Origin of the sequence: Pseudobutyrivibrio xylanivorans (genome assembly GCF_008935055.1) — a bacterium.
Taxonomy (GTDB): Bacteria; Bacillota; Clostridia; order Lachnospirales; family Lachnospiraceae; genus Pseudobutyrivibrio; species Pseudobutyrivibrio xylanivorans_A.
Window position 1 is genome coordinate 1,819,528 of record NZ_CP043028.1, and the last position, 14,587, is coordinate 1,834,114.

Sequence of the window (14,587 nt, forward strand, 5' to 3'; positions counted from 1 at the left end):
TTTAATAGTTACTTGAGGGAGATAGGATTTTATTTACAAATTACTGAACGTCAACGTAGATGTTGTCGCTTGCGCTGCCTACGCCATTAAATCCAAATTCAGCGCTCTGTCCATTTGCGATTGTAGAGTTCCAATCCATTGGAGTGATTACATAGTAATCACCTGACTCCTTAACATTTACGCTCCAGCTTGAGTCAATCTTAACCTCGCTCTTCTTGAGCTTTAATGTCCAACCGTTAACAGACTTTCCTGTGTTGTTTGAGACCTTAACAGTTGCTGTATATCCTGAGCCCCAGCTGTTGATTGTAACCTTAGCTGTTAAGCCTGAAGCAGACTGTGTTGGCTGCTGTGTTGGAACTGGTGTAGGTGTAGGAGTTGGCTGAGCTGTTGGCTGTGGAGTTGGTGTTGGTGTTGGCTGTGAAGAACCGACCTTTTCGAACTGCCACTGCTGATTTGGATTTCCATAATATGTCCACTGGCATACGTTTGTGCCATCAGCTGTCTTGTGCTCATAAACATCAACATACTTTGTTCCGTTTGAAGCCTTTGTAGCGATTGTGTAAACACCGCTCTTGTTTGTATTCTTTACGATAAACTGCTGAGCGTTTCCTGCATATCCATCATAAATCTGGAGGTTAGCGCCATCCTCATCAACACCATTTGCAACATCAAGCATGAAGTTGCCAAGACCTGACTTTAATGTGATATATCCATTTCCTCTGTTTTCAACATACCACTTCTGGCCATCTACGCCTGTACCCTTGCTGATGCAAACGTTTGTAACAGCCTTTGCTGTGTTGCCTTCAACTGTAAGGTACTTCTGCGAAAGTGTATTCTTGAGGTAATACCATCCATCAGAGATGTTTGCTGTAGAATTGCTATCTACGTTCTGTGATGGTGTTGGAGTTGGTGTAGGTGTTACAACTGGAGTAGGTGTTGGTGTTGGCTTCTGTGAGCCTGGCTGACCAATTACCTCTGTGTAAGCCTGGATAACCTTATCGTAAGCTGGCTTAGTTACGCCTGGTCTAGAGAAAAGGAGTGGCTTAGAGTTGTTGATCCATGTTGTCTGATCTGAAAGACCCCACCATGTAATACCAGTAATCTTTCCACCATTCTTCTTAGCTGAGTTGATGTTCTTGAAGAGGTTGTAGCAGTAGTTTGCCATATCGCTATCACCCTTGTTTGTAACATCAAGCTCTGTAATCTGAACTTCAAAGCCTGCATTTAAGAATGACTTAAGTGCTGTTGTGTAATAATCAACTGAAGGGAAGCCTGTTCCAAGGTGTGACTGCATACCAACGCCTGCGCAGACCTTCTTGCCCTGGTTGATGTAGTTAACAAGCTTAATTACATCGTTAACTTCCATGTAAGTGTTGTAATCATTGTAGAAAAGCTTTACAGAATCTGTAAGCTTGAAGTACTCAAGTGTTTCATAAGCGAAGTTGAAAGCCTTCTTTACGTATGTAGCATTTGTCTTGTTGCTACCGTAAACTGCTTCCCAACCTGAGTTCTGTGCATGAAGAATTTCATTTGCAACATCCCAAGCATAAACAACGCTGCCGTACTGATTTGTGTAAACGTGATTCATAACTGTCTTCACGTACATTTCAAGACGGGCATCCATTGTTGATGAATTTACAAATCCACTGTTTCCTGAGAAGTTGTTTCTGAAGAACCATGAAGGTGTCTGTGAGTGCCATACTAATGTATGAGCTCTCATCTTGAGACCATTGTTGTAACAGATTTTCATAACCTCATCAACTGTGTTGAAGTTAATCTGAGGTACGTAAGACTCTCTGTAATTATCTGGGATGTAGTAGCCCTGATTCTTAGCCTGGCTCACTGAGATAAGTCTTGCTGAGCCGCCAAGTAATGCATCTGGCTTCATCTCATTTTCGAGAGTAATAGAATTGTAGTGCTTCTTTAAAATAGAAAGCTGACTAGAATCTCTAAGCTGATAGAGATTGATACAGGTTCCTGAATAACCATATGTGCTTCCATAGGTGTTCAGGAGGGTTGCCTCGGCTGCCTTAGCATCGAGGGTTGTTGCTGATGCAAGCATAGTAAATGCACATGCAACAGCAAGGAGCTTTGCCGCAAAGCTCTTGAGCATTTTTCTTTTCATTTGTATTATTCCCCCATAATTTAGAATAAGAATTTTTGCTATTTTTCTTAACTCCTCACTCCCTCAAGTAATATTATTGTAACTTACTTAACAATTCCGCAACTTACTAAAAGTTGCGCGAAATTTATCAATTTTTGTCTATTTATACACAAAAATAGACTTCAGTGTATTTATCCACTGAAGTCTATTTTCATGCCCAGCCCGTTACGAATACGAGCCTACTTTTAACGATTCACCGTCGCAATCGATTGTGATTACGCTGCCTTCGTGGATGTCTCCACCCAATATAATCTTCGCAGCCATGGTTTCAACATTCTTTTGGATGTATCGCTTTAGTGGGCGGGCACCATAGACTGGGTCATAGCCTGCATCAATTACAAACTGCTTCGCAGCTGGTGTAAGCTCAATTCTAAGCTGTCTGTCTGCAAGTCGTTCATTGAGTTCCTTCATAATCAGGTCAACTATTCCACCAATGTTATTCTTTGTGAGAGGCTTGAACATGATAGTCTCATCAAGTCGATTCAGGAATTCTGGTCTGAAGGAATTTCTCAAATCATTCATTACCATATCCTCAGTCTCTTTGGTGATGGCTCCTGTATTTTCATCAATACCCTCAAGCAGATACTGAGAACCAATATTACTCGTCAGAATAATAATTGTATTCTTGAAGTCTACAGTACGTCCCTGTGAATCGGTGATTCGTCCGTCATCAAGTACCTGAAGTAGAACATTGAACACATCAGGATGAGCCTTCTCAACCTCATCAAATAATACTACCGAATATGGTTTACGGCGAACTGCCTCTGTAAGCTGGCCGCCCTCATCGTAACCTACGTATCCTGGAGGTGCTCCAATAAGTCGACTTACGCTAAACTTTTCCATGTATTCGGACATATCAAGACGCACCATTGCATTTTCGTCATCAAAAAGTGCCTGGGCAAGAGTCTTAGCCAATTCTGTCTTACCAACACCGGTTGGTCCCAGGAACAAGAAGGAACCAATTGGCTTGCTAGGGTCTTTGATACCTGCCTTTGAACGGATGATGGCTTCTGATACTAGCTTAACAGCATCATCCTGTCCCATAACACGTTTATGTAATTCCTCATCAAGATGCAATGTCTTATTACGCTCTGATTCGTTCAGCTTTGAAACAGGAATTCCTGTCCATCGTGATATTATTCTTGCAATCTCTTCCTCAGAAACATTTTCATGAACAAGATTTGCATCACGCTCCTTCAATCGATTCTCTGCCTCATCAAGCTTTGCCTGAAGCTCTGGCAAACGACCATACTGAAGCTTTGCAGCCTCCTCCAAATCATACTTCTGTTGAGCAATTTTTATTTGACCCTGAACTTCCTCAAGCTCTTCTTTGACCTTTGCCACATCCTCCACCAGCTTTTTCTCATTGTCCCAAGCGGCTTTCTTTGTGCTATACTCGTCGCGAAGTTCTGAAAGCTCCTTTTGAAGATCAGCTAATCTATCCTGAGAAAGCTTATCTGTTTCACGCTTAAGTGCAGCCTCTTCAATTTCAAGCTGCATTACTCGACGATTCATCTCATCAAGCTCTGCTGGCATTGAATCAAGCTCTGTCTTTATAAGTGCACAGGCCTCATCCACAAGGTCAATTGCCTTATCAGGAAGGAATCTGTCTGAAATATATCTATTTGAAAGTGTGGCTGCTGAAACAAGAGCACCATCTGTAATCTTTACGCCATGGAATACTTCGTATCTTTCTTTAAGTCCACGAAGGATTGAGATGGTATCTTCCACTGTTGGCTCGTCCACCATGACTGGCTGGAATCGACGCTCCAAAGCAGCATCCTTTTCAATGTATTCACGGTATTCATCGAGTGTTGTAGCACCGATACAGTGAAGCTCACCGCGGGCAAGCATAGGCTTTAACATATTTCCAGCATCAAGTCCACCACTTCCATTTTTACCTGCGCCAATGATGGTATGGAGCTCATCGATGAAGAGGATTATCTCACCGTCAGAATTCTTAATCTCATCAAGAACAGCCTTTAATCTCTCTTCGAATTCACCCTGATATTTTGCACCTGCAATCATTGAGCCAATTTCAAGTGAGAATACCTTTTTGTTCTTTAAGGCATCTGGAACATCACCACGAACTATACGCTGGGCTAATCCCTCTACTACAGCTGTCTTACCAACACCAGGCTCACCAATAAGCACTGGATTATTTTTGGTCTTTCGACTAAGAATTCGAATTACATTTCTGATTTCCTCATCACGTCCAATTACTGGATCAAGCTTATTCTCGCGAGCACGCTCCACCAAATCATATCCATACTTCTCAAGTGTATCGTAGGTTGCCTCAGGATTATCCGTATTTACGGTTTGATTTCCTCGAACTGTTGCAAGCACTGTAAGGAATGCATTTCTTGTAATTCCAAACTGCTTAAAAATATTTTTAATTGGAGTGCTAGGCTTCTTTATCATTGCAAGCATCAGATGCTCAACCGAAACATAGCTATCTCGCATTGCCTTAGCTTCATCCTCAGCATACGTAAGAACATAATTCAAATTCTGTCCCACTCTCAGCTGACCGCCCTGAACCTTTACTCTTGCCTGAAGGGCACTGTCTATCGCATTTACGAATTGAGTAGTGTCAATCTCCATCTTACTAATCAGTGAAGGAATCAGACCATTCTCCTGACGCATCAGTGCCATCAACAAATGCTCCTGCTCCAGCTCCTGATTGCCATACTCCATCGCTATCTTTTCACAGCCATTAATGGCCTCTATGGATTTCTGTGTAAATTTCTGGATGTTCATAACCTCAACCTCCTTACTAATTACGTTGTAACATAAAAATTAGCACTCTGCAACCGAGAGTGCTAATAATTTATAATTATTTAAGATTTGCTTTATTTCATCAACTTTTTAATCTCATCAAACACAAACTGTACCTTAGGTCCTACAACAACCTGAACTGTGTTCTTTGATGGTCGTACGATACCAGGTACGCCTGCGCTCTTGATTTTCTTTTCATCAACTGCAGTATAGTCTGCTATTTCTACTCTAACTCTGGTTGCGCAATAGTCAAGCTCAGTGATATTTCCTTTTCCTCCTAATCCCTCAAGGATTGTAGCAGCCATTGCTGCAAAATCAGAATTTCCGATTTCGATATTTACTTCATCCTCTTCGTCATCCTCTCTACCTGGAGTCTTGAGATCAAACTTCGTAATTACGAATCTGAATAAGACATAGTAAATTACTGCAAAGACAAGGCCTACTGGAATTAACAGTAATGGATTTACTGCCATTGGAGCCTTAAAACTAAGTATCCAGTCAACTAATCCAGCTGAGAAATTGAAGCCTAATCTGAATGGAAGCAAAGTACAAACGGCTGCAGAAATACCTGTAAGGACTGCATGTACAAGATAAAGCCCTGGAGCAAGGAACATAAATGAAAACTCAAGTGGCTCTGTAATTCCAGTAAAGAATGAAGCTAAAGCTCCAGCAAAAAGGAGTGAAGCTGCAACCTTCTTCTTAGAATCCTTTGCTGTGTGATACATAGCAAGAGCACCTGCTGGAAGACCAAACATCATTACAGGGAAGAAGCCTGTCATATACTGACCAGTTACACCCTTTACTGCTCCATCAGCACCTGACCAGAAAAGACCAAGGTCATTAATACCTGCTGTATCAAACCAGAATACTGCGTTCAATGCGTGATGTAATCCAAGTGGAATCAATGCTCTATTAAGCATTGCATAAATTCCTGCTCCTACAGGTCCAAGACCGATGATTGCTGTAGCAAATGCTACGAATCCTGCAAAGATAAGTGGCCAAATGAAATAAAGCACTAACGAGGCCACGCATGACGCGAGAGCAGTTACAATGGCAACGCACCGCTTGCCGCTGAAGAACGCCAGCCAATCTGGAAGCTGAGTACTTTTAAACCGGTTGTAACAGCTGGAACCGATGATACCAGCAAGGATACCTATAAAGGCATTGCTAATTTTACCAAATGCTGCTGGAACCTCTGATGCATCGACTCCACGATACATTGCAACAGCACCTGTGCTAAGCATCGTTGTTATCATAAGGAAAGAAACAAGACCTGACAATGCGCTTGTACCGTCATGGTCCTTTGCCATACCAACAGCAACACCTACTGCGAAAAGAATTGGAATCTGATCAATAATAGCAGAAGCAGCTTTGATTAAGAATGCTGCTATGATGCTATTAGCACCCCAGCCTGTTGGATCAATCCAATAGCCGATTCCATAAAGAATACCAGCAGCAGGCAGTACTGCTACTGGTAGCATCAGTGATTTACCGATTTTTTGTAAATACTTCATCATAATACTCTATCTCCCTTCGTTAAATGATAATACAATTATATCATTTAACGATTGAATTATCACAATAATGTCACACTGAAAAATGCTATAATGAAAATATAATATAAAGGAGGGCGAACCATGCGAATTTACAGGGCTAAGGACTATAATGAATTAAGTAGAAAAGCTGCTAACATTATCTCAGCACAGATTATTATGAAGCCTGATGCAGTCATAGGCCTGGCTACAGGTGCCTCTCCTATCGGTACATATAAGCAGCTTATTGAATGGTATGAAAAGGGCGATTTGGATTTTTCTGAGATCCGTACTGTAAACCTGGATGAATATAAGGGTCTGGCCGCTGACAATCCACAGAGCTACGCCCACTACATGTATACCAATCTATTTAATCATGTAAACATCCCTTCTGATAATATAAATATTCCAAACGGTCTGGAGTTCGATGCGGCGATAGAATGTGCAAGATACGATACTGTCCTTCAAAACCTGGGTGGCATCGATTTACAGCTTCTTGGCATAGGAGGAAATGGTCATATTGGCTTTAACGAACCCGGAAACAACTTTGATAAGAGTACTCACTGCGTAGCTCTTACCGCGAATACCATTCAGGCCAATTCCAGATTTTTTGATTCAATTGAAGATGTACCAAAATATGCTTATACAATGGGTATTAAAAATATTATGCAGGCAAAAAGCATTTTGCTGATTGCCTCAGGCGAAGCAAAGGCGCAGGCTATGTACGATGCTTTTTACGGGCCTATCACACCATCATGTCCCGGCTCTATCCTTCAGCTTCACAACAATGTGACTGTAGTTGCAGATGAGGCTGCTCTTGCAATAATATTACAGAAACACAAAATCACCTCTGGAGGTCATATCCTATGATTATAAAAAATGGAAATGTATTTTGCCCTGACAGAAGCTTTCAAAAAAAAGATTTGCTTATCGCAGATGGAATAATTACAGAAGACCTTTCTGCTGCGAGTTCCGATGGCAGGGTATTTGACGCATATGGGAAATTTATTATTCCTGGACTTGTAGATATTCATTCTCACGGCGCTGTGGGTCATGATTTTTGTGACGCTTCAGCAGATGGCCTGAGGGAAATATTAAAATATGAAAAGTCCTGTGGCATCACAAGCTACTGCCCTACCTCTATGACCCTTTCAAAAGAAATGCTCTTGGATATTTTCAAAACCGCAACAGAAATTGAGCCATCTGAGGAACTTGCCAGCATTGCAGGTATAAATATGGAAGGGCCATTTATATCTGACTCAAAAAAAGGCGCGCAAAATGGCAAGTATATTACCTGCCCAGATACTGCCTTTTTCAATGAATGTAATACTGCATCTGGCAACCTAATCAAGCTCGTTACTTTAGCCCCTGAGGAACCAGGCTCTGAAGAATTCATCCGTGAGCTAAAAGATGCAGTCGCTATTTCCGTTGGGCACACTGCTGCAAGCTACGATGAAGCAGACCGTGCTTTTAAATCTGGATTCAATCATGTAACTCACCTGTGCAATGGTATGCCACCTTTCAACCATCGTGAGCCTGGTGTTATAGGTGCTGCCATTGAAAATGAAAATGTTATTATCGAGCTAATCTGTGATGGCATACATATTCATCCTGCCATGATTCGCACATTCTTCAAGCTCTTTGGTGCTGAACGCATTGCACTAATCAGCGACTCCATGGAAGCCACCGGAATGCCTGATGGCGACTACGAATTAGGAAAACAGCATGTAATAAAAAAAGGCAATCTTGCCACCCTGGAGGATGGCACAATTGCCGGTTCTGCTACTAACTTATTTGATTGTATGCTAAAAGCAATAGTATTCGGAATCACTCCCGAGGATGCAATTACCGCGGCTACGGCAACACCTGCGCGAAGCATCGGAGCATATCCACTCATCGGTTCCCTCGAAGTAGGGGCTCGCGCCGATATCCTCGTCCTCGACGAAAAATACAAATTAGTCCATATTATCTAATGAATTATTAAGTGAACTGGTAGGCATCAAGCTCTTAGGTCTCTGTATGAGGCATGTAGACGAAGGAAGAGACTCTAAGGCTTGTAGCCGTAACCAGTGGACTAAAGATATTTAAGCAAACTTTATTATATTGTCACTGTGAACATGCTCAGGTTCTGCAGTGATTCCTGAGTTGTATTTATCAAGCGCAGCCGCTGTATTCTGAACCTTTTCGAGAAGTTCTCTTGTGTTGTTCGAGAGGTTCTTGTTGTTGCAAGAGATTTCAGCGGCCTGAGCTGCAGCTGCAGTAACCTCTTCAGTTGTAGCCGAAAGATGAGATATGTTATCCACAATCTTGTTGTTTGAAGTGGCAAGGTTTTCCACCATCTCCTCAACACCTGAGATGTTTGCTGTAAGATTTTCAACATTCTCATTCATCTTTACAAAGCTTGCAGCTGCCTGCTCAATCAACTCACCCTGAGCTGTTGATGCAACACAGGCACTGGTAACTGCTGTCTCGGCATCCTGCGCATTGTTTCCAAGCTCTACTATCATCTTTGTGATATCTTCTGTTGCAACCTTTGTCTTCTCTGCAAGATCACGAATCTCATTTGCAACAACTGAGAATCCCTTTCCGTATTCGCCAGCTCGTGCTGCCTCGATAGAAGCATTAAGTGCAAGAAGGTTTGTCTGTGTGCTGATTGCAAGAATTACATCTGTAATCTGCTTCATCTCCTCACCCTTTGCAACAAGATTCTGCATTGCAATGCCAACCTGATTATTAATAGTAGTAATGTCTTCAGCCTTTGCCTTCAGCTCAATCATCATATCATAATTGTCTTTGTTGATATCTGTAGCCTCTGAAGCGATAGCAACCATCTCCTCCGCACGGGCAACAGTTTCCTCTATAAGGTCCTGGATGTTCTGTGTCATCACAGTCTGTTCCTGGATGTTTTCAGCATTTGAAAGAGTACTGCTTGAAATATCATCCATAGCATTGCTCATTGTTGTAGTAGTTTCATCGAGCACGTTCATATTGTCCATTGCACGGCCAACACCAAATCTTACTTCCTCAGCGACATTCATAACCTCTTCAAGCATTTCAGCCTGCATATCTGCACGATACTGAATTAATCCAATTGTATCTCCCTGGAATCTTTCAAGAATGCTTTCCAAATATACGCACAAAGCTACAACTGCAAACACACAACCTATACCAGCTGCACAATCGATAGCCTCCTCTGTTGTGTAAGCTGATGGTCCGTAGCATCTAGCAATAAATGTTCCAATCTGTATAATCCCAACAGTCAATCCAGAAATTCTTGAAAACTTCTTATCATAATATAGAACGAATGGAACCAATGGTCCTACCATTGCAAAGCGAAGATAATAGCTTGTGAAAGCATAGCATCCGCTAATACCTACTAATGTAAGTACAACAAGAGCAATCCATCTTAGCTTTTCTGAATTTGGCTTCTTGGCGTAGATTGTTGATAGCCCTACCAATGATCCAATCTCAAGACCAAGTGTCATGAGTAAATAGCCAAGTGTTCTGAAGCCACGCAGGTATGCAATGACTACAACAGTTGTTAATAATGTGAAATAAATACCATATGTAAATATTAACACGCGGTTGATTCTTTTAACCTGTTCATTTCTGTCTGAATAAAGAAACTTCTCTTCCATTGATTTTCCTTCCTTTTGTATATAAAACCTATAAACTGTCCGTAACACAGTGTTCAAAACTATATCACGTTATAGCAATTGTGTGAATTAGCATAAATTACAAAAATATAACGAATTATACAGGACAAAATAATCAAATAGCTGAGTACTTTTGAGTATATTGCCACTGGTTTGCGAAATAGTACTAATAGAGTGTGGTATAACCCGAAAACTGGGGATTATTTCAAGAAGTGAGGCACAAAAAATCGCCACAAATAAAGACGGTAGTTGGCATAAAAAAAGACACCCACAAGGGGTGTCTAAATATCCAATATATAAAAAGCTATTAACCGAAGAAATGAACAAATCCTGCTTCAACCCAAAGAGCTACGATTACAGCAACACTCATAATGATTGCTCCAACGGCTCTAACCAAGCAATGTGAATCCTCAAGCTTAGCTGATCTCTTTGCATAGCTTGCATTAACAGCGATAAAGTATACGAAAAATAATGTAACTGCAGAAAATACTACAAGAATAATAAGATTTAACATCGTTTGTCCTTTCCTTAAACTAAAAAACAATTCATTTCCTAAACAACGATGTATATCTTACAGGCTAAAAGTATTTTCTTCAATTGTTATATTCTACATAGTTTTCACAATTTGTTCACTATTTTATAATTATTTTGCACATTTTTAATCAATTCCGCTCGAAACTAATCAAATTTAATCGAGTTTCCATTGTGATATATCATAATGAAGAGAATACATATCCTCAAGCGAATCAACCGATATACGTCCACTAAACAACAGCTTGTCAAAAGAATGATTGAATGTGTTGTTCTTGTAATCCCTGTAGCTCATGAATGCAAATACTTCCATAATAGATGCATTTGGCATATAAATCGTGTCAAGTGCAATAATGTCTCTATTAGGAAGGTAAGTGCTTGTGCCAAGGTCGAAAGCTCTCACAGAGATAATTGGGTGTTCCTCAGTACTACTGTCATGAAATGTTGCAGTTAGCTTAATCGCCTCTGAGTTGCCCCCTCCAATAACGCAGCTACCCAATTCCTGAAAGATATCCGTAGGCTCTATTACGTCAAATCTGTCATAATCCTCAAAGGATACAATCCCTGGAATCTTCTTATCGGAAGCACTTGAAACGTTGTAATTAAACCGTTCTGCTGCACTGGCTACCTTTTGCAGCTCATTAAACAACGACATATTTCCTATTGTAATAGCCGTATGCTTTGCATAATCTGTCAGCTCAACAAAATCATATTTCTTGTCCTCGCTAAAATCAACTGGAGCAGGCTTCACTGCATCTAAGGTGAAATCACTGAAGTTAAAATCAGAATTATTCTCCCTGACATAAATCATCGCCTGCTTGAAATCAGCAAAAGTGCATCTATGCAAATCAATATGCTTAACATCATTGACATCCAGATTATCATCCTTCTGCTCATCAATGCTGGCCTGAATTTGATAATTTAGATGAGTTTTAAACAAAACATTATTTACTACCATAATATTATCCTCCACCCTTACTGAATAATAGCACATTTTGTGTTAGTTAGACAACAGAAGCGCAATATTTAGCGATTATTTATAAAAATATACTAAATCTTTTCTTTGTCAGTTATGCAAGTTATGGTAGAATTAAAAACGAGGTTTAAACCACAATTATATGAGGGGAATAATAATTTGAAGGACTTAAAACACTTATACTACTTTGAAAAGCTTCTGGAAGAATCCTACAACGATCTAGCACGTCAAGGTCAAGCAGACGGCAACAAAGCCATAGGTCATGTATGCTTTCAGATTCCAGAGCCATTACTTAATTTACAGGGCTGCTTTTCCGTACGCCTAAGAGCTCCACGTACAGGCTCTATTGAGATGGGAACCTACTATATGAGCTCAACCTTATGTGAGGCTTGCCGCGCTTATCTTGAACGCGCAATCGAAGGCGGCTTCAATTTTCTTGATTGCATACTTGCTCCAGATGCCTGTGCACAGATGAATCGCTGCGTAGAGAATATTGAACATCTCAATTTAATTAATAAGGAAAACTTTTTTGTTACTTATTCTGATGTCCCTATGAAGGATGACGAAACTGCTCTGAAGCATTATGTAAAGCAGATGCGCATCCGTGTTCTCGAACCACTTCATGAACATTTTGGAATTGATATCTCAGATGCAGCTTTAAGAAAAGCTGTTGAAGAACAAAATGAAATCAGCAGACTTTTAACTGCCATTGGAGATTATCGTAAATATGAATCTCCTAGAATTACTGGATATGAGTTTGCAGTACTTTGCCTGGCAAGCTACTGTTGCCCGAAGTATCTGATAAAGGAAAAGCTGGGGGAGACTCTCGAAGAACTCAAGACCCGAGAGCCTGACGATGCTTCAAAGTATCGTATTCGTGTTGTAATGGTTGGCTCTGAGATTGATGATCCTGAATTTATCCAGCTTGCTGAAGAATGCGGGGCTCTCGTAGTAGCCGACAGATACTGCTTTGGTTCATTACCTGGCAGACAGGACATCATCTTAAACGATGATGAGGATGTGCTGACTCAAATCTGTCGCACCTATCTTCAATGGGGAAAGTGTCCAAGATTTTTCAATCAGGAAAAGGTTATGGAGCGCAGAGAATATGTTAATCAGCTTGCTAAGGAATATAATGCTGATGGTCTTATCTACGAGCAGATTAAATTCTGTGATTACTGGGGCTACGAGCGTGCAGCTGCATTTCATGTTATGGATGAAGAATATGGATATCCAGTGCTTTCCGTAGATCGTCCTTATTCAGTTCGTTCTTCTGGCCAGCTTCGCACTAGAATTCAAGCCTTCGTTGAACGTGTTGAAATAAAAAAACTTGCTGATAAGCATTCAGCAATGCAAGAGAACGGAGGGCTTGAATAATGGGAAAAGCATTTGGAAGTGAGCCACTTGGAACAACACTCTACTCAGGTAAACGACCAAGGAGACGTCGCGAGTGGCGTGGCCTGAAAGACACCTGGTATGATTACACCCGCTGGCTCTACTACTTATTTATATTAGCAAAATTTATAATGAAGCCTAACAATTTTAAAGGCTTCTTCCGATATCGATGGATGAGCAACTATCTGGCAGTTCCTGATTTCATGGACCGTCACACTGAGGGACTTCGAGGTACTGCCCTTCGTCTTGCTCACGAAGGAATTGGTCTTATCATCATCGACATGACAATTTCTCTTACGGAAATCTTCAGAGCAGATCCTGAAATCGGAAATGACACAGAGCTTTCCAAGAAGATGGTCATCTTCGATGAAAATATGATGAGCACCCTTATGGGCGGCTTTCGCAATTTGAAATGGGTGAGCTATGAGGTCCCTGCTATCTACACAAGCTCCTTCATGTGTCAGGACGGCGTAATGCACTACGTGGACAAGACCCACGAATACGGGGTGCCTGGTGATGTTTGTCCTATGCCTGCTGCTGAGCTTGGTGCTGCTTTAGAAGATGATTTCCCAAAGATTGGTGCCTGCGCCATCCAGTGCAACACCACCTGTGACGGTAGCCTGATGGGCGGAGGTCTAATGGCTCGAAGCATGGGCATACCAACCTTCCAGCTCTACGCTCCAATCCGTCATCGTCAGGACAGCGTTCAGGAATATGCGGCCGACGAAATCCTTAATGCCATCCATTTCATCGAGGAACACACTGGGGAGAAATATGATTGGGACTATCTCTTTGAAAATATGGATAGATTCAATAAGGAAACCAGAGAATTCCTAGAATGGCTTGAAATTAACAAGTCTCCATATCCACAGCTCTTAGGTGCAACACTTGGTTTCTACAGATATGGTGAATACATGGCAGCAGGTGGACGCAGCCCTATCTTCCTAGAGACCAGCAAAAAGATTACCGCACTTGCTACAAAGGCATATCAAAATAAAGAAATGGCCTGCAAGGAATATCGTCACCGCGCCATCCTCTGGGGCGTTCAGGCAGCCTACTACACGGCATTTCCTAACTGGCTTATGAACTGTTGGGGTATCGTCCCTATTAACGATATGCTCTGCTGCGTGTCTACAGAGATGGTAAGCACTAATGACAAGCATCAGGCGCTTCTTGATTTAGGTTATCTTTACGAGAATATGATTATGAGAAGCCGCTCAAATGGTGGCTATGAAACAGGTGTCGAAGACCTGTTTAGAATCTGCGAACAGATGAATGTAGATATGGTTATCATGTATGTTCATATCGGCTGTAAGGCCATGTCGGGCTACACAGGACTCTTTGAACAGGAAGCCCGAAAACGTGGCATCCATTGGATTTGGGTTAATCACAACCTGATGGTTCCATTGGATGGAACCCGCAGAGATATGCGCACCGAAGTAAATCGCTATATGCGAACGATATTAAAAGAAGAACCGGTTGATCCTTCACTTGAAGACTTCGACGACAGTTTATGTTGGTAAAAATATTAAGAGCCTGTAGTTACGGCTACAGGCTC

10 protein-coding genes are annotated in these 14,587 nt (G+C 41.4%); 4 read left to right on the forward strand and 6 right to left on the reverse strand.

What is annotated here, in order from left to right; translation table 11 throughout:
- Positions 1–40 precede the first annotated feature (40 nt).
- From FXF36_RS08310 to nagE, 3 genes are all read right to left on the reverse strand, one after another.
- On the reverse strand, positions 41–2,125 hold the full coding sequence (locus FXF36_RS08310; protein ID WP_151623312.1) for an endo-1,4-beta-xylanase: 2,085 nt from the start codon (positions 2,123–2,125) through the stop codon (positions 41–43).
- A 204-nt stretch (positions 2,126–2,329) separates the two neighbouring features.
- Complete coding sequence (clpB, locus tag FXF36_RS08315) at positions 2,330–4,921, reverse strand: ATP-dependent chaperone ClpB (protein ID WP_151623313.1); 2,592 nt, start codon at positions 4,919–4,921, stop codon at positions 2,330–2,332.
- Positions 4,922–5,013: 92 nt separating this feature from the next.
- Complete coding sequence (gene nagE / locus FXF36_RS08320; RefSeq protein ID WP_174819729.1) at positions 5,014–6,456, reverse strand: N-acetylglucosamine-specific PTS transporter subunit IIBC; 1,443 nt, start codon at positions 6,454–6,456, stop codon at positions 5,014–5,016.
- Between the two features lie 120 nt (positions 6,457–6,576).
- Here nagE and nagB point away from each other — a divergent pair, with 120 nt between their 5' ends.
- Together nagB and nagA are read left to right on the forward strand one after the other, a co-directional pair.
- A complete protein-coding gene (gene nagB, locus FXF36_RS08325) occupies positions 6,577–7,341 on the forward strand; it encodes a glucosamine-6-phosphate deaminase (protein WP_151623314.1) in 765 nt (254 codons plus the stop codon).
- Positions 7,338–8,444, forward strand: coding sequence for an N-acetylglucosamine-6-phosphate deacetylase (gene nagA, locus FXF36_RS08330; protein ID WP_151623315.1), 1,107 nt, complete (start codon positions 7,338–7,340; stop codon positions 8,442–8,444). The genes nagB and nagA overlap by 4 nt, the downstream gene beginning before the upstream one ends.
- A 111-nt stretch (positions 8,445–8,555) precedes the next feature.
- On the opposite strand, the gene FXF36_RS08335 is transcribed toward nagA, so the two are convergent.
- The 3 genes from FXF36_RS08335 to FXF36_RS08345 all read right to left on the reverse strand — a co-directional run bounded on the left by FXF36_RS08335 (position 8,556) and on the right by FXF36_RS08345 (position 11,616).
- Positions 8,556–10,109 (reverse strand): methyl-accepting chemotaxis protein, encoded by a 1,554-nt coding sequence (locus FXF36_RS08335; protein WP_151623316.1) that lies wholly within the window; start codon positions 10,107–10,109, stop codon positions 8,556–8,558.
- 325 nt (positions 10,110–10,434) lie between these two features.
- Positions 10,435–10,641: a hypothetical protein gene (locus FXF36_RS08340; RefSeq protein ID WP_151623317.1), complete on the reverse strand. Its 207-nt coding sequence runs from the start codon at positions 10,639–10,641 to the stop codon at positions 10,435–10,437.
- A gap of 174 nt (positions 10,642–10,815) precedes the next feature.
- Positions 10,816–11,616 carry a hypothetical protein gene (locus FXF36_RS08345; RefSeq protein WP_151623318.1) on the reverse strand — a complete coding sequence of 267 codons (801 nt, stop codon included), beginning with the start codon at positions 11,614–11,616 and terminating at the stop codon, positions 10,816–10,818.
- Positions 11,617–11,793: 177 nt separating this feature from the next.
- Between FXF36_RS08345 and FXF36_RS08350 the strand changes: the two genes are divergently transcribed.
- Positions 11,794–13,011, forward strand: coding sequence for a 2-hydroxyacyl-CoA dehydratase family protein (locus tag FXF36_RS08350; protein ID WP_151623319.1), 1,218 nt, complete (start codon positions 11,794–11,796; stop codon positions 13,009–13,011).
- Positions 13,011–14,552, forward strand: coding sequence for a 2-hydroxyacyl-CoA dehydratase family protein (locus tag FXF36_RS08355; RefSeq protein ID WP_151623320.1), 1,542 nt, complete (start codon positions 13,011–13,013; stop codon positions 14,550–14,552). Before FXF36_RS08350 ends, FXF36_RS08355 begins: the two co-directional genes overlap by 1 nt.
- Positions 14,553–14,587: the final 35 nt, after the last annotated feature.

Excerpts from the sequence above, each read along its gene's own strand:
- FXF36_RS08335 (WP_151623316.1), bottom strand. The coding sequence starts at position 10,109 with ATGGAAGAGAAGTTTCTTTATTCAGACAGAAATGAACAGGTTAAAAGA.
- FXF36_RS08340 (WP_151623317.1), bottom strand. The coding sequence starts at position 10,641 with ATGTTAAATCTTATTATTCTTGTAGTATTTTCTGCAGTTACATTATTT.
- clpB (WP_151623313.1), bottom strand. The coding sequence starts at position 4,921 with ATGAACATCCAGAAATTTACACAGAAATCCATAGAGGCCATTAATGGC.
- nagE (WP_174819729.1), bottom strand. The coding sequence starts at position 6,456 with ATGATGAAGTATTTACAAAAAATCGGTAAATCACTGATGCTACCAGTA.
- FXF36_RS08310 (WP_151623312.1), bottom strand. The coding sequence starts at position 2,125 with ATGAAAAGAAAAATGCTCAAGAGCTTTGCGGCAAAGCTCCTTGCTGTT.
- FXF36_RS08355 (WP_151623320.1), top strand. The coding sequence starts at position 13,011 with ATGGGAAAAGCATTTGGAAGTGAGCCACTTGGAACAACACTCTACTCA.
- FXF36_RS08345 (WP_151623318.1), bottom strand. The coding sequence starts at position 11,616 with ATGGTAGTAAATAATGTTTTGTTTAAAACTCATCTAAATTATCAAATT.
- nagB (WP_151623314.1), top strand. The coding sequence starts at position 6,577 with ATGCGAATTTACAGGGCTAAGGACTATAATGAATTAAGTAGAAAAGCT.
- nagA (WP_151623315.1), top strand. The coding sequence starts at position 7,338 with ATGATTATAAAAAATGGAAATGTATTTTGCCCTGACAGAAGCTTTCAA.